Consider the following 17,701-nt stretch of genomic DNA (forward strand, 5'->3'; position numbering starts at 1 on the left):
GCCCCATGTCCGTGCACGAACCCTCGGTTGCGCCATCGGCGCTGCCCGCAGCCACGACCAAGGTCGTCAGCGGGGCGCTGATCGCCCTGTTCCTGGCGAATCTGGTCAACTTCTTCGACCGCGCGATCCCGTCGGTGGTCGCCGAACCCATCAAGGCCGAGTTCTCGCTCAGCGACCTGCAACTCGGCCTCATCATGTCGGCGTTCACGTTGGTGTACGCGGTGGCGGGACTGCCGCTCGGCCGACTCGCGGACCGCGGTGACCGGCCGAAGATCATCGGCGCCGGGCTGCTGTTGTGGAGCGGCCTGACCGCGGCGACCGGTGCCGCGGGCAACTACATGCTCTTCATCCTGGCCCGGCTCGGTGTCGGCGTCGGCGAGGCCAGCTTCACCCCCGCCGCGAATTCGATGATCGGCGACATGTATCCGGCGGAGCGACGCTCGCGGGCCCTCGGCGTCTTCATGCTCGGGCTCCCGGTCGGGCTCATGCTGGCGTACTTCACCGTCGGCAAGATCACCGAGGCCTTCGGATCGTGGCGGGCACCGTTCTTCGTGGCGGCCGTGCCCGGTGTGCTGCTCGCCCTTGTCATGTTCCGGATGCGCGACCCCGAGCGCGGCGGCTCCGAGCACACCGCCGCAGGCGCCGGGACCGTGCTCACCGACGACGCCCCGATCACCCGGCCGATCCGCAGGCTGCTGTCGATCCCGACCCTGCGCTGGTTGATCCTCGCGGGGCTGACCTTCAACTTCGCCGCGTACGCGGTGAACTCGTTCGTGGTGCCGCTGCTGATGCGCCAGTACGAACTGAAGCTGACACCCGCCGCCGCGGTCACCGGGATCATCGTCGGGTTGACCGGACTGATCGGCCTGCTGGCGGGCGCGCGGCTGGCGGACCGTGCGTCGACCAAGTCGCCGAACGCGCGGCTCACGATCGGCGTCGTCAGCTGCGCGGCGGCCGCGCCGCTCACCGCGCTCGCGCTGATGCAGAACGGCGGGAGCGTCGTGGCCTTCACCGCCCTCTTCGCCGCCGGCTGGCTGCTCGCCTATGGCTTCTACATCAGCGTCTACCCGGCCATCCACGACGTGGTGGTCCCTCGACTGCGCGCCACCGCAACCGCGCTGTTCTTCGCGGCAATGTACCTGCTCGGCGGATTCTCGGGCCCGGTCGTGGTCGGCGCCATCTCCGACTGGTTCGCCCAGCGGGCCCTCGACGAGGCAGGCACCGGCACGCTGAAGCAGTTCGCAGGCGAGGGGCTGAACTCGGCGATGTACCTCGTCCCACTGATGCTGGTCCTCACGGCCGTCTTCATCTACGTGGCCACCAGAACGATCGCGGCGGACGCCGCCCGGATGCGCCGGTCACTGGAAACCCGGTGAGCGGTTCCGGGACAATGACCGTCATGGCCGACGCGACTATCTACCACAACCAGCGCTGCAGCACCTCGCGCACCGTTCTGAAGCTGATCGAGGAGGCCGGCATCGAGCCGACCATCGTGAAGTACCTGGAGACGCCGCCCTCGCGCGACGGACTGCGCAAGCTCCTCGACGACGCCGGACTGAAGCCGAGCGAGGCGATCCGCAAGAAGGAAGCCCTCTACAAGGAACTCGGCCTGGCCGAGGCGAGCGAGGACGAACTGCTCGAGGCGATGGTGGAGAACCCGATCCTCATCGAGCGACCCATCGTGGTGACGGCCAAGGGCACCGTGCTCGCCCGGCCCGCCGAGCGGGTCTCCACGATCCTGTAGTCCGTCCGATCCGAACACGGCCCCGCCGGCTCGCGCCGACGGGGCCGTGCTGCGTTCACAGTCGGGATCCCTACGATCCCAGCGACCCGAAATCGACCGAGCCGAAGTCGACCGATCCGAGATCGAGCGAGCCCGACGCCTCCTCTTCCTCGGTGTCAACCGGCTCCGGCTCCGTCACGACCGGGGTCTCCGGCACCGCGGCCGCCTCCGGCGTCCAGACGCCACAGTTGTAGGTGATGAAGGTGCTGTCGGTGGCCTGCAGCGTGACGGTCGACGGGCTGTTGGTCTGCATGTACTCGACGACCGTCGGCTGCCCGTTCGTGAGCGCGAGCCGCGTCCACGTGCAGGGCGCACCGAGGGTGGTCGGGCCCGTCGACTCGTAGGTGCCAGGCGCGAGCCCAGCGGTACCCACCTGGAACCCGCCGTCATGGGTGATCACCGGGGTGCCCGCAAAGGCGACGCCCGCGCCCGCGAGAACGCCTCCGGCGACCGCAACGGATGCGATGGACATCGAAACCAGCTTGCGCATAACTTCCTTCCGCTCACTAAGTCAGTTGGACAATTGTCCAACTGGGAAGGTAGCCACCATCGGAGCGATCACATGCCGAATCACACATAGGTGACGCGAGTCACATCACCGGGTCGACGGCAACGGTTTCGCCTGCCGCACCAAACCTTTGGCGGTCAGAGCAGATCGCGCGACACCGGGCAGGACATGCACCGCGGGCCGCCCCGGCCGGAGCCGAGCTCGGACCCGGAGATGCGCAGCACCTCGATGCCCGATGCCTCGAGCCGCGAGTTGGTCACGACGTTCCGCTCGTAGGCGACGACCACCCCCGGCTCGAGGGCGAGGGTGTTGTTACCGTCGTCCCATTGCTCGCGCTCGGCCGTGACGTTGTCGAGTCCGGTGTCGATCACCCTGAGCTTGCCGATGCCCATCGCCTCGGCCGCTGCCTTCAGGAACGGCTGGGCACCGCGAATGCTCACCCCGACGTCCTCACGGTGAATGGTGAACGCGGACAGACTGTCCTGAATGGCGGGGTACATCACCACCGCGTCGACGTCGACCATCGTGCACACCGTGTCCAGATGCATCGACGCTCGCGCCTGGGCGATCGGGACCACCAACACCGAGTGCGCGAGGCCGTCCTCGAAAACACTGCGCGCCAACGCCTCCGCCCCGGCCGGGGTGGTCCGCTCCCCCACTCCGACGGCCACCACGCCCGGCGCGAGCAGCAACACGTCGCCACCCTCGACCGGCGCGGTGTGCGACTCATAGGCCCGCCGCACCCCGAGGAAGCGCGGGTGGTGCGCATAGATCAGGTCGGTCAGCGAGGCCTCGCGCACCCGGGCGGGCAGGGCCAGCGCGGTGATCGCGACCCGGTCCCCGATCCAGAACGAGGAGTCCCTGGTGAACAGCAGGTTCGGTAGCGGCTCGATCACGAAGTCACCGCCATGGTGCATCCGTCGCACCAGCGATGCGCCGCCCGGCCCGAGCGGGAGCTCGTCGAAGGTCATGCCCGCGGTCAGGATGGTGGCCAGGGCCGCTGGCTCGACGGTCCGCAGGTGCGCGGCGAGTTCCTGGGCGAGCGGGTGCCCGAGCCGGCGGGGATCGACGGCCGCCGAGATGCCCTGCATGCGGGCTGCCCCACTCACCGTCAGGGTTTCGGTGAGCACCTCGGACAGCAGCAACACCTCGACCCCGCGCGAGCGCAGCAGCGCGGCGAACGCATCGTGCTCCTCCTGTGCCCGGTCCACCCACGGCAGCCCGTCGAAGAGCAGTTGGTCGTTGTTGCGTGGGGTCAGCCGCTTGAGCTCGTCGCCGGGGCGGTGCAGCAGCACGGTACGCAGGGTGCCCACCTCGGAGTTGGCCCCCAGCACGGACGGCCCCTCGTTGCCCACGACGCTGCGCTCCATGGCTAGACGGTAGTTCGCGACCGGCCGCGCCGCGAGGGCTTCGTCTGCCGAACCACCGCCAGGGGTTCGGTCGCCGAGCGGATTCCCTCAACTATGGTCGAGGTCTACGACGGGAGGCGCCGGTGGAGATGCCGGACTGGAAGGCCAAGGAACTCACCCCGGGACAGCTGTCCGAGCGCAGCGGGGTGGCGGTGTCCGCGTTGCACTTCTACGAGCGCGAGGGGCTCATCGAGAGCCGACGGACCAGCGGGAACCAGCGCCGGTATGCGCGCGACACCTTGCGCCGGGTGGCCTTCATCCGGATCTCCCAGCAGGTCGGCATCCCGCTCGCGGAGATCAGGGAGGCGCTCGACACCCTGCCCGAGGGACGGACCCCGACCCGGGCCGACTGGGAGCGGCTCTCGACGAGCTGGCACGCCGACCTGGACCGGCGCATCGAGCAACTCACCCGGCTCCGGGACAACCTCACCGGCTGCATCGGCTGCGGGTGCCTGTCCATGAACAGCTGCGCGCTGGCCAACCCACACGACAGGCTCGCCACCGCGGGCCCCGGCGCCCGGGTGCTGGACGTTCGACTCCGCCGCTGATCGCCCGAGCTCGGCACACCCGGCCTCAGCGCAGCAGGCCGCGCTCGCGCGCCGCGGCCACCGCTGCCGTCCTGCTGTCCACGCCGAGCTTCGAGAACACATGCACCAGATGCGACTTCACGGTCGCCTCGGTGACGAACAGCTGCTTGGCGATGGCCCGGTTGGACAACCCGTCCGCCACCAGCCGGACGATCTCCGTCTCGCGAGCGCTCAGGTCGACCCGGGGCTCGCGGATCCGGCGGTACAGCCGTTGCGCCACATCCGGATTGAGTACCGTCTCGCCCCTGGACGCGGCCCACACCGCGTCCAGCAGCACCTGCGGATCGCTGTCCTTGAGCAGGTAGCCTGCCGCGCCGGCCTCGACCGCGCGCAGGATGTCGGCATCAGTGTCATAGGTGGTGAGCACCACCACCCGGGGCGGATCGGGTCGGGCCATGATCGCCTCGGTCGACTGCGCGCCGTCCATGCCCGCACCGAGTCGCAGGTCCATCAGCACCACGTCCGGTCGGGTGGTCTCGACCAACTCGAGCGCCTGCTCGCCCGAGGCCGCCTCCGCCACCACGTCAAGGCCCTCGTGCGAGGACAGCAGGGCGCGCAACCCCGCCCTGACCACCGGATGATCGTCGACCAGCAGCAGCCGCAGCCGCTGGCCGGTCACGACTGCGCTCCCGATACGGGAAGCGTTGCCGCCAAGGCAGTTCCGTCGCCCGGCGCCGATTCGACGACCAGCGAGCCACCCAGCGTCTCGAGCCGGTCACGCATCGCGCGCAGTCCGAACGAGGCCGGGTCGACCACGGAGGCGGGATCGAACCCCACCCCGTCGTCCACCACATCGAGGCGCACCTCGTCCTGGTCGTAGCTCAGCGTCACCCGGACGTTCTCGGCCTGCGAATGCAGCCGGACGTTGGCCAGCGCGCTCTGCGCGACCCGCAACAGCGCCACGTCGAAGTCCATCGGCAGGGGCAGCGGATCCCCCTCGACATGCAGCAGGCCTGCGATCCCGGTGTGTGTGCCCAGCTGCGCCAACTGGCGGCCGAGCGCGGACTCCAGCGAGGCGTCCTCGAGCGCCGACGGCGTCAGTGCCCCGACCACCCGCCTGGCCTCGCCGAGATTGTCCTGGGCAGTCTCCGCGATCTGCGCGAGAACCGCCTTGGGGTCATCGCCGCGCTGACCCGCGCGCGCCAACAGCACGATGGACGAGAAGCCCTGTGCAAGGGTGTCATGGATGTCCCTTGCCAGCCGCGCCCGCTCGGCCACGGCTCCTGCCTCGCGCTGCAGCGCCGCCAGTTCGTCTTGCGCGCTGAGCAATTCGTCATGGGATCGGGTCAGCTCGTCCAACAGGCGCTGGCGTTGCTGGGTGTCGCGCAGCAACTGCTGGTAGATCAGCGCCATCCCCGCGGCGGCGGTCGCACCGAAGATCGGACCGAGGAAGGACGCGACGGTGTTGCTGCTGCCATGCCAGAGCGTGGCGGCGATGACGACAGCGGTGATGGCCACCGTCGCCGCCAGCGCCACCCTGGTCGAGAGCAGATGGAAGCACAGGAAGAAGAGCGGGAACGCCACCCAGACAAAGCCGGCGGCGAGCAGGGACAGGCCGAGCCAGCCGAGCACCAGGACTCCCAGCCACAGCGGGCCGTACCAGTCGCGGCCCGTTGCCTCTGCGGCGCGACGGGCGAACCACACCCCGAGCAGATACCAGACCAGCACCGCCGCGGCGAGCACGAATGCGGGCAGCGGATTCGGCTCATCGACGGCCGCCCGTGCGGTCCCGACGGCGAGGAGGACGAGGAAGAGCCCGTGCGCGCCGAACTGCATGATGCGCAGCACCGGCGTCGTGCCACGGGCGTGGCGGTACTCGGGCAACAGCATTTCATCCACGCTAACACCACCAAGGGGCTCCGACCGGCCGCGATCGGCGATGTCCAACTTTCGATTGACCCGGGCACCCATCCGTTGCGCGATGCCGGACCGGACCACATTCGCGAGGCTGGAAGCCATGTTCCTCAGTATCCGTGACCTCAGATTCGCCAAGGGCCGCTTCGCTCTCATGAGCGCGGTCCTGTTCCTCATCTCGCTGATGGTCGTGATGCTCTCCGGCCTCACGGCTGGACTCGGGAATCAGTCGATCGCGGCGATCCAGAACGTGGGCGCGGACCGGTTCGCGTTCGGCGCGCCCGCCGAGGGGCAGAAAGTCGCGTTCACCGACTCCCAGGTCACCGAGGCCCAGCGGGCACAGCTCGCCTCGACCCCCGGTGTGGACGAGGCCTCGATCCTCGGCATCGCGCCCATCCGGATCACCGCCGACGGTCGAGATGTCAGCGCCAGCGGCTTCGGCGTCGCGGGCGACTCCTTCGCCGCGCCCGTCCCGCTGCACGCAGGCGAGATCGCCGTCGACCGCGAACTCGCGGACGACAACGGCTGGGCCGTCGGCACTACCGTCGACATCGCCGGGCACCCGCTCACTATCGGCACGCTCGTCGACGACTCGTACTACAGCCACCAGTCGGTGGTGTGGCTCGACCTGTCGGACTGGCGCCAGCTGCCGACCGCAGGCGACAGCGAGGGCACGACGATCGCGCTGCGCACCTCCGCCGGCTTCGACTCGGCGGCCGCCGAATCCGCAACCGGTACCGCCATCACCGACGAGAAGGGCGCACTCAACGCGATCGGCGCCTACTCCTCCGAGCGCGGCTCACTGCTGCTGATGCAGGGCATGCTGCTGGCGATCAGCGCGTTGGTCGTCGGCGCCTTCTTCACCATCTGGACCATCCAGCGCGGTCAGGATCTGGCGGTTCTCAAGGCCATCGGCGCCTCCACCCGGTACCTGCTCGTCGACGCACTCGGCCAGGGGCTGATCGTGCTCACCCTCGGCGCGGGACTCGGCACCCTCGCCGCGATCGGGCTCGGCTCGGTGGCCGCGTCGGCGGTCCCGTTCACCCTCACGGTGACCGGCACCCTCGTCCCGTTCTTCGCGCTGATCGCGCTGGGCATGCTCGGCGCCGCGGCGGCGCTGACCCGCATCGTGAAGGTCGACCCGCTGACCGCGCTCGGCGCAGCCAGGTAACCGCCGACGGCACCGCCGCCACACGTAAACCCCACGCCTCCAGGAGTATCCATGAGCATCACCCTGCAGAACACGGTCCTCACCTATCCCGACGGCGACACCCGGCTCCGCGCCCTCGACGACGTGTCCCTCACGGTCGAGCGCGGCGAACTCGCCGCGATCACCGGACCGTCCGGCTCGGGAAAATCCAGCCTGCTCGCCGTCGCAGGCCTGCTGATCACCCCCGACTCGGGCACGGTCACCATCGACGGCACCGACGTCACCGGCCTGGACAGGACGGCCCGCACCACCGTGCGCCGCCAGCAGCTCGGATTCGTCTTCCAGCAGGCGAACCTGATGGCCTCGCTGACCGCAACGGAGCAGCTGTTGATGATCACCCATCTGGGCGGCGGCAGCGTTCGCGGCCAGCGCGCAAGGGCAAGGGACCTGCTGTCCACTCTGGGGCTCGAGAAGCAGCTGGACCGGCGACCGCACCAGCTCTCCGGCGGACAACGGCAGCGGGTCGCGATCGCGCGCAGCCTGATGAACGACCCGTCGGTGCTACTCGTCGACGAGCCGACCTCGGCGCTGGACGAGGACCGCAGCCGCGAGATCGTCGAACTGCTGGCCACGCTCAGCCACGAGCGCGACGTGGCGATCGTGATGGTCACCCACGACCTCAGCCAGCTCGATCTGGTCGACGGTGTCTACGAGATGCACAGCGGGGCCCTGTCGAAGGCGACCGTGCCCGCGTAGCCGCGCTCGGAGCGCCTGCACGTGAATGAGCCCCGCGTCGGCGGGGCTCATCTACTGCGCAAGCACGTTGACCTGACCCCTCGGATCTCAGGGGCCGATGACCGGTCCGCCGGGACCACCGGGGAGCGGTTGCTTCGGACCGACCGGGGGCGCGGCCTGGCCCGGATCGAGAACACCGGAATCGACATGACCGGGGCCCTCGAAGGGGCCCTTCGGGCCGGCAGGGGGCTCAGCCTGTCCGGGATCGAGAACATCCGAATCGCCGACCTTGCCCGGACCCTCGAACGGGCCCTTGGGACCGTGCGGCGGTTCGACGACGGGCGGTTCGACCACCGGCGGCACGACCACCGGCTGCTCGACGACCGGCTGCTGCACGGGATGCGGGGCCGGCGGCGCGGCCTGCGGAGCAATGACGGGGCCCGGATCAGCGCTGTAGGAACCCGGGTTCCCTGCGCCACCATCCTGGGGACCGGGGTCGACCGGGCCGGCCTGCCCACCGTCGTGATTCACCACATCTTCCCTCTCCACCTGCGGCGGCGCGCTCTGGCCATGGCCTGGCACGGGCGTGCCGACGGTGCTCTCGCCACACGCCGACAGGGTGGCGATTCCGGCTAGCGAGAATCCGGCCACGGCGAGTGCCGCGAGCGTGTTGCGGGGAGTGATGTTGCGGATGATGGGGTGCCTCCAGGGGTTTCGGTGAGCTGCTGGGCTGCTACACCCAGCCTCCGGCACCACCCGCACCCCTGATAGGCACCCAAGGGTCACCGCGACCCACCCTCGAGGACCGTCGGATCAGGCCCGCGGCAGGAGCTTGCTGAACTGGTCGTTGGCCTTCTGCATCACGAACTCGTACGGCGGCGCGAACTTGCGGGCCCACCAGTAGCCGAACCGGATGTCGTTCGAGGTGTAGACCAGATAGCGGTTCTTCTTGATGCCGCGGACGATGCACTCCGCGACCTTCTCCGGTGAGACCGCACGCTTCTCGAAGCGGTGCACCAGCTTTCGGATCCGCGGATCGTCGCGGTCCACCCCGGCGATCTGCACGGTTCCGACCAGCGGGGTCTTCACTCCCCCCGGCACCACGAGGCTGACGCCGATGCCGTGCCGCTTGAGGTCGAAGCGAAGTACCTCGGAGACGCCGCGGAGGCCGAACTTGCTGGCACTGTATGCCGCGTGCCACGGCAACGCGAGCAGGCCCGCAGCAGAGGAGACGTTGACCAGGTGGCCTCCTCGTCCCGCCCGCACCATCGGCGGCACGAAGTTCTCGATGATGTGGATGGGCCCCATCAGGTTGACGTCGACCATCGACTTCCAGTGCCGGTGCTCGAGGTTCTCCACGGTGCCCCAGGCGGAGATGCCCGCCACGTTCATCACCACGTCCATGGCGCCGTGCGCACCGTCGATCTCCGTCGCCCACGCGGTGACGGCGTCGTAATCGGACACGTCCAGCGCCTTCGAGGCGGTCACGGCGCTCCCGGCCATGGCCACCGTCTCGGCCAGGCCGACCTCGTTGATGTCGGTGAGGAACAGCTCGGCGCCCTCCGCCGCCGACGCCAGGGCCGTCGCCCGGCCGATCCCGCTACCGGCCCCGGTGATCAGGCACTTCTTCCCCCGCAGGTCCTTCACGATGCCCTTCCCTAAACGTCGTCCGGTCGCTCAGGCGGAGTCTAACGACAACGGCGCCCCGCCCAGGGAGATCCGGGGCGGGGCGCCATCAGCTGTCAGCGATCAGGAACCGAAGGCCGGCAGGGAGCTGCCGCCCCCGCCACCGGGAACCGGCTCGTCCTGGACGGTGACCGTCGTGGACGCCTCCGAGCCGAGGTAGCCCGGCGCACCGGAGTACACCGCGCGCACGTCACGCACGCCGCTGACGGTGAACAGGTAGCTCACGCTGGCCTGCCCGTCCTTGACCGTCGCGGGGTTGCCGAGCGGCTCTGCGCCGCTGAAGAACTGGACGGTTCCGCCGTTCGCCCGCGGTGCGACGTTGGCCCGCAGGAACACGTAGACACCCTTCTGCGCGATCGCCGGGACATTCAGAGTGGTCGTGGTCGCGACGTCGGCCGCACCCGGATCCGTGATGTTCAGGGTCTGGGCCGTTGAGGTGGAGCCGGTGAAGCCGGGGGCACCGGAGAACACCGCGGTGATCGTCTTGTTGCCGGGCACCGTGAAGTTCTGGGTCACGCTTGCCTTGCCGTCGGCGCCGACCGGGGCGGTCCCCAGCACGGTGATGCCGTTCTTGAACGTGATCGTGCCCGCGCCGGGGAACGGAGAGACCTGGGCCTCGATGATCACGTCGACGTTGATGGGGGACGAGCTCGGCATGACGAGGGTCGTCTGAGTGGTCTGATCGCCCGGGTCGACGGTGACCGACTGCACGGCGGAGACCGACTCGGCCGCGAACGGCGTGGCGAGGAACTTCGCGGTCAGGTCGTGCGGGCCGGCCTGGTTGGCGGCAGGCTTCCACTTGAAAGAGGCCGCACCGGTCGCGTCAAGCGCCGCCGAGCCGATTTCGTTCGTGCCGGAGAAGATCTTCACGAGGTCACCAGCGCGGCCGCCGAGCACCTTGGACTTCAGCGTCGACTCGACCCCCGCCTTGAGCGGGCCGACCGGCTCGAGCACGGTGGTGCTGACGTTCTTGGTCACCACGTACGCCGGACCGAGGGTGAGGTTCTCCCCCGAGGACGCGACGGCGCCGTACTTGAGACCGGTGTTCAGCGCCACCTCCCTGGCGCAGTTGGCCCCGATCACGTACTGGAACTCGAAGGTCGGCGAGGTGGAGGCGTCCCAGCTGCCCGCAACCCGAAGCAGACCCGCGCCGTTGCTCGCCAGCGGCACCGGGAGACCGGCAACCTTCGCCGAGTCCTTCTTGTAGGTCAGGCAGGCGTTGCGGTGATCCTCGAAAAAGTTGATCGTGTCGGTTCCGGCGATCGTGGTGGACACCGTGACCACCTCGCCCTCGGCCGGTGCGACGTTGCTGATCGTGCGGGTGAAGTTCTTACCCCCGTCCGCCCATGTGATCGTCGCGGGCGCGGCGCTCGCGCCTCCCGCCCCCAGCGTCACCGCGAACCCCGCGGTGACCGCGAACGCGCCAGCCATCGCGATGGTGCGGCGCACAGACCTCCCCGACATGCATTTCCTCCCAAAGACGAGGGCGCCCACACGTGTTGGGTTGCCCTGTTGTGTCGTCACGGAATCCGACTCACCCGCAGCGGAGCCGTCGGCGTGCACAGAATCGAGCAGAAGTAGACCACGCCGGTCCCGCGCCCGACGTCGTTTTGGCATAAGAAAATGGACGGTTGTGTAAGTCATCGCGACCCGGTCGCGCACGGTGCGGAGCCGCCGCGAGCGGGCGCTCCAACGGAACGCATCTGCGCAGCTACGGCACGCGCGTCCCGCCCGTCACAGGCGTCACAGCCTGGTGGACATCTCGTCCTGGTAGTCCCGGATCGTCTTCTCGATGCTGTCGGCATCCTCCGGATCCCCATGGCGGCGAGCCTCGTCCGCGCGATCCCGCAACGTCCTGATCGCCTTACGCAATTCGTTGTCGGTCATCCTGTGATCCATATCACCAAGTGTGCCCGGCTCGGCGACTCGAGGCCAGTGCCGAATCCGGCACATGGCCGTGCCCGAGCCTTGACGCCCACGCCGAGCGCGACGAATGTTGATCACATGTATTCGGGGGCCTCGCGCCCCGGTGGATCGGTCGCGAGGACATTCGCGAAGTCGCACACACACGAACCGCGCAACGGCTCGTGCGGGCACCTCAATGACCAGCGTGGAGACCACCGGCTCCCGCGCAGTCCGCACTGGCCTCGTCCGCGGCTTCCCCGACCCGCCCGCCCTCCAGATCGACCGACGTGGCGAGTTCGGCCTTCTTCGCATGACGAGAGGCAGCCATGAAGACCGACCTGAACGCGGTACCCACGACCACCACATCGCCCGTCGCCATTCCCGAGGTGGTCGCCGCGCTACGCAAGACGTACGCCACCGGCCGCACCAGGCCCGCGACGTGGCGCATCGAGCAACTCCGCGGCATCGAGCGGCTGCTGGACGAGCGTGAGGGCGAGATCGCCCGCGCCCTCGCCGAGGATCTCGGGCGCGGCGCCTTCGAGTCCTGGTTGATGGACATCCTCGACGCCAAGCTCGAGGCTGCCCACGCACGCAAACGGGTCCGCCGGTGGATGCGCAGCCGGCCGCGACCGCTGCCGCTGCACCTGATGCCGGCTCTTGGCTGGGTGCAGTACGAGCCGCTCGGCGTGGTGCTCGTCATCGGGGCCTGGAACGTTCCGCTGACGGTCACCCTGGCACCGCTGGTCGCCGCCGTGTCGGCGGGGAACTGCGCCGTCGTCAAGCCTTCGGAGCTGACCCCGGCGACGTCTCGGCTGCTGGCCCGACTGCTACCCGAGTACCTCGACTCCGAGGCCGTCGCCGTGGTCGAAGGTGACAGCCACACCACCCAGACCCTGCTGGCACAGGCCTTCGATCACGTGTTCTTCACAGGCGGCACCGAGATCGGCAGGAAAATCCTCGCCGGGGCCGCGCCACACCTGACCCCGGTGACCCTCGAACTCGGCGGCAAGAGCCCGGCGATCGTCATGCGGGACGCGGACCTCGCCGTCACCGCCCGCCGCATCGCCTGGACGAAGGTACTCAACTCCGGCCAGTCCTGCATCGCGGCGGACTACGTCCTCGTCGAGCGAGCCGTTCGGAACGAACTGGTCGATCGAATTGTCGACAGCCTCAACGAGTTACAGTCGGCGGAATCTGCGCGGGGCATGCGCATCATCAACGAGCGCCAGTTCGACAGGCTGGCCGGGTACCTCGCGAGTACCGAGGCCACGGTCGCGCTCGGCGGCGGTTCCGATCGCGCCACACTGACAGTCGAGCCCACCGTGCTGGTGGACCCGAGTCCCGAGGACCCGATCATGCGGGAGGAGATCTTCGGACCGATACTCCCGGTGCTCGCCGTCGACTCGCTGGACGAGGCGATCGCCTTCGTCAACGCGCGACCCAAGCCACTGGCAGCCTATGTCTTCACGAGGTCGGCGCACACTCGCCGAAGTGCGCTGTCCGAGATCAGCTCCGGAGGAGCTGTGGTAAATCACCTCATGGTCCACCTCGTCGCGCCCGATCTCCCGTTCGGCGGCGTCGGCGCCAGCGGCATGGGGCGGTACCACGGCAGGTGGGGATTCGAAGCGCTCAGCCACCGAAAGGCCGTGCTACTCAAGCCGTTCAGGCCCGATTTCCGGTTCGCCTACCCGCCCTACACCACGCGGTCGATCAAGCTGATCCGCAGGATGTACCGGGCCTGAGAAGGGCGAAACGACTGGCACTCCACACCCGGATGTGGCCCCCGACGACGAATCGTCGGGGGCCACATCCGGGTGTTCAGTCGCTCAGCCGGGTACGCCCCGGCGGAACTCGATCAGGATCCGAAGATCGATCCGAGGCTGCCCGCGCCACCGGGGGTGCCACCGCCGGTGCCCGTGACGACCACGGACTCCTGATCGGCGGAGGCGTTCACGGTGCCCGCACCGGAGTACTCGGCTGTGATGACGCGCTGGCCCTCGTTCGCGGGCGTCCACGAGAGGCTGGCCTGGCCGCCCGCGTTCACCTGCGCGGTGCCGATGACGATGTCACCGTCCTTGAACGTCACCGTGCCACCCGCGTCACCGGGAGTGACCTGCGCCGAGATCGTCTGCGCCGCGCCGACCTTGGGCGCGCCGCCGAGCGTGAGCACCGTGGTCGAGTTGGTGTTGCCCGCCGGGGCCGCCGCCACGGTCACAGTCGCGTTGGCCGTCGACCCCGTGACACCGGAGCGCCCGGAGAACGTCGCGGCGATCGAGTGGCTGCCCGCGGTGGACGGCACCCACGTGTAGATCGCCACGCCGTTGGCATCGACCGGCACGTCGGCCAGGGTCGCCGCGCCGTCCTTGAATGCCACGGTGCCGCCTGCGCCCGCGGGCGACACGGTCGCCCTCAGCACGGTGGACCGACCGACCTCAGCGCCGGAGATCGGGGCGAGCACGGTGGAGGACACGGCATCGGCCTGTGCGACCTGCACGGTCTGCACCGACGACTGCGAGCCCTCGGCCCGCGGGGTCGCCAGGAACTTCGCGGACAGTCCGTGCGCGCCGCGGGTGGTCGGCGTCCAGTTGAACGTCGCCTCGCCCGCGCCGTTCAGCGGGGCCTCGCCGAGCTTCGCCCCACCGTCGAAGAACTCGACGGGATTGCCCTCGGCGCCACCGGTCACGGTCGCCTTCAGCGGCACCGACTGCCCGACCTGTACATCGGCCGGCGCGGTCAGGGCGGTGGTGGAGGTGTTGATCTTGACCGAAACCGCGGGGCCCTTGTTCTGGTAGGTGCCGGAACCGAGGGAGCCGCCGTAGTGCACCGTCGTCATCAGCGGGACGTTGCGGTCGCAGTTCGCGCCGACCTTGTAGGAGAACTCGAACGTCCGCAGGTTGGGGCTGATGTGCGGGTAGAGCGGCCACTCGATGCTGCTGCCCTTGACCTTCGCGAAGTCAGCGCCCTGGCTGTCCAGGCCGCGGGGCGAGCCGTCCACCTTGGCCGAGCCGTCCACGTACGTCAGGCAGGTCGGATGGACGTCCTTGACCTCGTAGATGTACTCGACGACGCCGCCGGTCCGATCGAACTGGGTGGTCGAGGTGATGATGTCCCCCTCGGCCGGGTTCACATCGCTGATCGTGCGGGTGATCCGCTCGCTACCGTCGTCCCACGTCACGCTCGCCGGGGCCGCCCCCGCGACGCCCGCGCCAACCGTGGCGGCGAACCCGGCCGACAGGGCCAGAACGCTCGCCCCACCAACCACGCGACGAATGCTCTTGTCAGACATACACTTCCCCTCTTTGCGGCAGACCGCGGACACGGAAAGACGTCCAGGTCGTCCAGATTCTCGTAGTGACCAGCGCCCCTCCGTCGCACGGCGATGACCTCCCGGGCCGCTGAGGCGACATGAAGTAGATCACATCCGATGTGCGCGCAATGTCTCTTTGATGAATGACATGGACAGCTGTCCGACACCCTGTCGCCGAGGCGCGCCTCGGCGGAACAGGTGGAAACGCAAAAGGCGCTCCTCCCGAAGGAGAAGCGCCTTTCGACTGGTGGAGCTGAGGGGAATCGAACCCCTGACCTCTTCGATGCGAACGACAATCGGGATGAAGTCCCAGCACAGCCCAGCGAGTCGAGAAGCCTGAGCCTCTCGATCACGCTGGGCTTTTGTGCGTTGGCAAGAACTAGCTGAGTTGGCAGTTAGTGGCAGTGCTGCGGACCCACTGCGGACCCGAGGTGCCGAATCGCTCACGCGTGCGCATCGTTCCTACAAACCTCGATACAAACAGGGGCCGATCGACGTCGCATCCCTTTTCTCCTCCTCTTCTCCCTCGTCATCCCCTAGTGCGTTAGCGCGTTGCAGTGCGTTGGCAGTGCGTCAACCCGCTCGCATTCCAGTGTGTTAGTGCGTCAGTGCGTATATAGAAGAACGCACTGACGCACTCACTGGATGGGCTCCCAGCTCGGTCAGTGTGTTGCGCTGTAGATTCCCCTCCCATGGACTGGCTCGGGGATATCGCGTGGGGCTCCGTGGAATGGGGAGATGTCGCCACATGGGTGGCATCTGTGACGGCGCTGGTGGTGGCATTTGTTTCTGCGACGCTTTCGGTGAAGTCACTCAGGTGGGAGCGCTTGTCAGCGGAGGCAGGTGTGCGGTCGGCGGAGGCGGCAGAGCGAGCGAACCGCCTCACCGAGCGAGCATTGTCCGACGGATTGCGTACGCGGACAGCCACTGAAGGCGCCTTGAATGGGTCGAAGGTGGAGTGGCGCGTGGAGAATCCATCCGCGAATCGCTTCGTTCTCAGGAACGTAGGTACCGCGGTTGCTGATGATGTAACTGTGGACGAAGACTCGATCGGGACGATCCACAGGCAGCTTCCAAAGGGCGCTGTAGTGCGCCCAAACGAGGGTGTCGACTTCCTGCTCCTCGCAACGTGGGGCAGCCCACTCCCGAATCAGATCTACGTCACGTGGCGGGGCACGGACGAGCCCCAAGCCGTTCCCCTGCCAGTCTGACAGCGCATCCCTGTCCCCCACCGTCCCCCGACCGTGCCCGGGGCATGGTCAAACAACCGTCCCCCCCTCCCCCTCTCTATAAGGGAGGGGGACGGTTGAGGGGTTTTGGGCTGGGTCACCGTCCCCCTTTGAAAACATGCCGGGTTTCATGCCAGCTCGGCGGGCGGTGGTCAGCACCGTCATGAAGGCGATGGTCTCGAATCGTCTTGATCGCTCGAAGTTCGGGGTCGTTGGTGACATCGCGAAGCTCGGCGACACCATCCCGGACGAGGACGACAACGATGGCAGTGGAGAAGGTCTGCCGTGTTCGACAAGGCGTTGATCGAGCGCATCTACAAGGTCAGCGCGCTGTCGCGGTGCAGGCCTGGCATGGCGGGGAGCCGCTATCAACAGGCCGGTTTCGGGTTTGTGCACAGGGTTGGCGGCGGTTCCGGGGTGATTTCTGTCGTCCGTTTGGTCCATGGTCTGTTCGGAACTGCCGCCAACTGAAGGGGACCCCGAGGATGAGTGAGGCTTTGCCTGAGTGGGATGACTTGCCGGCGTTGTCGGTCCGGCACAACGCGCTGTTGCACCGTAACGCTGAGTTGCTGCGTGAAGCGGACCAGCTGCGGTTGCTCGAGTGTCAGACCATGGCCTATGTCCGGATGCGGTTGGGGCGGATCTTTGAGGAGGCCTGGGAGCTCGAGGTTGAGATTGCGGAGGAGCGTGGGCACTCATACCCTCCAGACAGAGGGCGGTCCGCAGCGCTGGATTGGGAGGTGTGAGGTGGCCGACTTCGTGACGGAATGCGCGGAGGCGCTGTATGCCGCGGTTAAGGATTCCCTGCCTGGCATGGTCTCTGTGATCGCTGGTGAAGACCTGCGGATGGGCATGGTTGAGGATGGGATCAACTACATGGTCCGTCACACGGCGAAGTTGGGGCTGTGCCTTCCGGCGGACATTCGTTCAATGGTTGTGGAGTATCTCGACGAGTGGGATGTCCGGTTCGAGGATGACATCCGCTTCTACCTCGAGCAGATCCCCATTTGTGCGTGAGGAGGCTCAGGCTCAGTGGCCGCCCCAGGCGCGCGGTGGGGGCGCAGGCGCGCGGCAGCGCGGACGGCCTCGAGCCTCCCAGAACAAACGAACGGGGCCCCATTGCCTCCGCGTTCTGACGGCCGATCATTTAACGGCTTGCAGAGGGGGGAACCCCGTTCGTCGTCCATGCTACTGGGTGACGATCTCGAAGAGGTCGTTGAAGTCGAGTGCGGGGAAGGCTGCGAGGAGGCCGGCGATGAACTTTCCGCCGGGTGGGTTGCGGCCCTCGAGGGTGCGATAGATCGACACCTCGCTGATGCCGACAGCCTCGGCAAGGTCCTTCTGTCGGGTCATGCCGGCGAGGGTCATGTACTTGGTCAGTTGTTGGCGGCGAAGGACGATCCGTGAAGGCATGAACGAACTCCTCAGAATCGGCAGCAGGCCCGCCCCGCCGCTCTGCGTCGAATCATTAGCCAGATTCCAGGACTTGGCTGAACGGCAGATACTGACGCTGACGCAACTCTCTGCCTGATCGAGAAGAACTTCGCG

Annotated in this window: 19 protein-coding genes; 10 read left to right on the top strand and 9 right to left on the bottom strand. The window is 68.1% G+C overall.

What is annotated here, in order from left to right; translation table 11 throughout:
- Positions 1-5 precede the first annotated feature (5 nt).
- Together BR31_RS0111765 and arsC are read left to right on the top strand one after the other, a co-directional pair.
- Positions 6-1,376 (top strand): spinster family MFS transporter, encoded by a 1,371-nt coding sequence (locus BR31_RS0111765; protein WP_027501139.1) that lies wholly within the window; start codon positions 6-8, stop codon positions 1,374-1,376.
- A gap of 14 nt (positions 1,377-1,390) precedes the next feature.
- On the top strand, positions 1,391-1,744 hold the full coding sequence (gene arsC, locus BR31_RS0111770) for an arsenate reductase (glutaredoxin) (RefSeq protein WP_027501140.1): 354 nt from the start codon (positions 1,391-1,393) through the stop codon (positions 1,742-1,744).
- A gap of 70 nt (positions 1,745-1,814) precedes the next feature.
- Here arsC and BR31_RS30590 read toward each other — a convergent pair whose 3' ends face one another.
- Together BR31_RS30590 and BR31_RS0111785 are read right to left on the bottom strand one after the other, a co-directional pair.
- The gene (locus tag BR31_RS30590) at positions 1,815-2,255 is read right to left on the bottom strand and encodes an Rv1352/Rv1906c domain-containing protein (RefSeq protein WP_156042447.1); all 441 of its coding nucleotides are present in this window, start codon (positions 2,253-2,255) and stop codon (positions 1,815-1,817) included.
- A 173-nt stretch (positions 2,256-2,428) separates the two neighbouring features.
- On the bottom strand, positions 2,429-3,661 hold the full coding sequence (locus BR31_RS0111785) for an arginine deiminase (RefSeq protein WP_051637322.1): 1,233 nt from the start codon (positions 3,659-3,661) through the stop codon (positions 2,429-2,431).
- Between the two features lie 122 nt (positions 3,662-3,783).
- Between BR31_RS0111785 and soxR the strand changes: the two genes are divergently transcribed.
- Entirely contained in the window at positions 3,784-4,248 is a 465-nt protein-coding gene (soxR, locus tag BR31_RS0111790) for a redox-sensitive transcriptional activator SoxR (RefSeq protein WP_027501142.1), read from the top strand.
- 25 nt (positions 4,249-4,273) lie between these two features.
- Here the strand turns inward: soxR and BR31_RS0111795 are convergent, their stop codons facing one another.
- Both BR31_RS0111795 and BR31_RS0111800 read right to left on the bottom strand, forming a co-directional pair.
- Entirely contained in the window at positions 4,274-4,906 is a 633-nt protein-coding gene (locus tag BR31_RS0111795) for a response regulator (RefSeq protein ID WP_027501143.1), read from the bottom strand.
- Positions 4,903-6,117 carry a sensor histidine kinase gene (locus BR31_RS0111800; RefSeq protein ID WP_051637323.1) on the bottom strand — a complete coding sequence of 405 codons (1,215 nt, stop codon included), beginning with the start codon at positions 6,115-6,117 and terminating at the stop codon, positions 4,903-4,905. Before BR31_RS0111800 ends, BR31_RS0111795 begins: the two co-directional genes overlap by 4 nt.
- Before the next feature lie 127 nt (positions 6,118-6,244).
- Here BR31_RS0111800 and BR31_RS0111805 point away from each other — a divergent pair, with 127 nt between their 5' ends.
- Genes BR31_RS0111805 through BR31_RS31495 form a run of 3 tightly spaced genes read left to right on the top strand, consistent with a single transcriptional unit; the run spans position 6,245 to position 8,662 of the window.
- Entirely contained in the window at positions 6,245-7,312 is a 1,068-nt protein-coding gene (locus BR31_RS0111805; RefSeq protein WP_027501145.1) for an ABC transporter permease, read from the top strand.
- A 51-nt stretch (positions 7,313-7,363) separates the two neighbouring features.
- Positions 7,364-8,047 (top strand): ABC transporter ATP-binding protein, encoded by a 684-nt coding sequence (locus BR31_RS0111810; RefSeq protein ID WP_027501146.1) that lies wholly within the window; start codon positions 7,364-7,366, stop codon positions 8,045-8,047.
- A gap of 21 nt (positions 8,048-8,068) precedes the next feature.
- Complete coding sequence (locus BR31_RS31495) at positions 8,069-8,662, top strand: hypothetical protein (RefSeq protein ID WP_027501147.1); 594 nt, start codon at positions 8,069-8,071, stop codon at positions 8,660-8,662.
- Between the two features lie 177 nt (positions 8,663-8,839).
- Here the strand turns inward: BR31_RS31495 and BR31_RS0111820 are convergent, their stop codons facing one another.
- The 3 genes from BR31_RS0111820 to BR31_RS31870 form a co-directional block, all read right to left on the bottom strand.
- Positions 8,840-9,673 (bottom strand): SDR family oxidoreductase, encoded by an 834-nt coding sequence (locus BR31_RS0111820; protein WP_027501148.1) that lies wholly within the window; start codon positions 9,671-9,673, stop codon positions 8,840-8,842.
- A gap of 102 nt (positions 9,674-9,775) precedes the next feature.
- Positions 9,776-11,176, bottom strand: a complete 1,401-nt coding sequence (locus BR31_RS0111825) for an Ig-like domain-containing protein (protein WP_156042448.1) — start codon at positions 11,174-11,176, stop codon at positions 9,776-9,778.
- A 279-nt stretch (positions 11,177-11,455) separates the two neighbouring features.
- Entirely contained in the window at positions 11,456-11,599 is a 144-nt protein-coding gene (locus BR31_RS31870; protein WP_169310522.1) for a hypothetical protein, read from the bottom strand.
- Positions 11,600-11,943: 344 nt separating this feature from the next.
- Here BR31_RS31870 and BR31_RS0111835 point away from each other — a divergent pair, with 344 nt between their 5' ends.
- Positions 11,944-13,359 carry an aldehyde dehydrogenase family protein gene (locus BR31_RS0111835; RefSeq protein ID WP_051637324.1) on the top strand — a complete coding sequence of 472 codons (1,416 nt, stop codon included), beginning with the start codon at positions 11,944-11,946 and terminating at the stop codon, positions 13,357-13,359.
- Between the two features lie 113 nt (positions 13,360-13,472).
- Here BR31_RS0111835 and BR31_RS0111840 read toward each other — a convergent pair whose 3' ends face one another.
- Positions 13,473-14,903, bottom strand: coding sequence for an Ig-like domain-containing protein (locus BR31_RS0111840; RefSeq protein WP_027501151.1), 1,431 nt, complete (start codon positions 14,901-14,903; stop codon positions 13,473-13,475).
- Between the two features lie 713 nt (positions 14,904-15,616).
- Between BR31_RS0111840 and BR31_RS31500 the strand changes: the two genes are divergently transcribed.
- From BR31_RS31500 to BR31_RS0111865, 3 genes are all read left to right on the top strand, one after another.
- Positions 15,617-16,135 (top strand): hypothetical protein, encoded by a 519-nt coding sequence (locus tag BR31_RS31500; RefSeq protein WP_156042449.1) that lies wholly within the window; start codon positions 15,617-15,619, stop codon positions 16,133-16,135.
- Positions 16,136-16,438: 303 nt separating this feature from the next.
- Positions 16,439-16,624 carry a hypothetical protein gene (locus BR31_RS0111855; protein ID WP_027501152.1) on the top strand — a complete coding sequence of 62 codons (186 nt, stop codon included), beginning with the start codon at positions 16,439-16,441 and terminating at the stop codon, positions 16,622-16,624.
- Between the two features lie 276 nt (positions 16,625-16,900).
- On the top strand, positions 16,901-17,170 hold the full coding sequence (locus BR31_RS0111865) for a hypothetical protein (RefSeq protein ID WP_027501154.1): 270 nt from the start codon (positions 16,901-16,903) through the stop codon (positions 17,168-17,170).
- A gap of 171 nt (positions 17,171-17,341) precedes the next feature.
- Here the strand turns inward: BR31_RS0111865 and BR31_RS32195 are convergent.
- On the bottom strand, positions 17,342-17,701 hold a 360-nt coding region (locus BR31_RS32195; RefSeq protein ID WP_231496454.1), incomplete at its 5' end, for a helix-turn-helix domain-containing protein.

The organism is Rhodococcus sp. UNC363MFTsu5.1, from assembly GCF_000686785.1.
Taxonomy (GTDB): Bacteria; Actinomycetota; Actinomycetes; order Mycobacteriales; family Mycobacteriaceae; genus Rhodococcus_G; species Rhodococcus_G maanshanensis.

Bases quoted from the DNA above. Each gene is read 5' to 3' on its own strand.
- BR31_RS0111785 (WP_051637322.1), bottom strand. From the start codon at position 3,661: ATGGAGCGCAGCGTCGTGGGCAACGAGGGGCCGTCCGTGCTGGGGGCC.
- BR31_RS31500 (WP_156042449.1), top strand. From the start codon at position 15,617: ATGGACTGGCTCGGGGATATCGCGTGGGGCTCCGTGGAATGGGGAGAT.
- arsC (WP_027501140.1), top strand. From the start codon at position 1,391: ATGACCGTCATGGCCGACGCGACTATCTACCACAACCAGCGCTGCAGC.
- BR31_RS0111840 (WP_027501151.1), bottom strand. From the start codon at position 14,903: ATGTCTGACAAGAGCATTCGTCGCGTGGTTGGTGGGGCGAGCGTTCTG.
- BR31_RS31870 (WP_169310522.1), bottom strand. From the start codon at position 11,599: ATGACCGACAACGAATTGCGTAAGGCGATCAGGACGTTGCGGGATCGC.
- BR31_RS0111765 (WP_027501139.1), top strand. From the start codon at position 6: ATGTCCGTGCACGAACCCTCGGTTGCGCCATCGGCGCTGCCCGCAGCC.
- BR31_RS0111805 (WP_027501145.1), top strand. From the start codon at position 6,245: ATGTTCCTCAGTATCCGTGACCTCAGATTCGCCAAGGGCCGCTTCGCT.
- BR31_RS0111835 (WP_051637324.1), top strand. From the start codon at position 11,944: ATGAAGACCGACCTGAACGCGGTACCCACGACCACCACATCGCCCGTC.
- BR31_RS30590 (WP_156042447.1), bottom strand. From the start codon at position 2,255: ATGTCCATCGCATCCGTTGCGGTCGCCGGAGGCGTTCTCGCGGGCGCG.
- BR31_RS0111810 (WP_027501146.1), top strand. From the start codon at position 7,364: ATGAGCATCACCCTGCAGAACACGGTCCTCACCTATCCCGACGGCGAC.
- BR31_RS0111800 (WP_051637323.1), bottom strand. From the start codon at position 6,117: ATGCTGTTGCCCGAGTACCGCCACGCCCGTGGCACGACGCCGGTGCTG.
- BR31_RS0111825 (WP_156042448.1), bottom strand. From the start codon at position 11,176: ATGTCGGGGAGGTCTGTGCGCCGCACCATCGCGATGGCTGGCGCGTTC.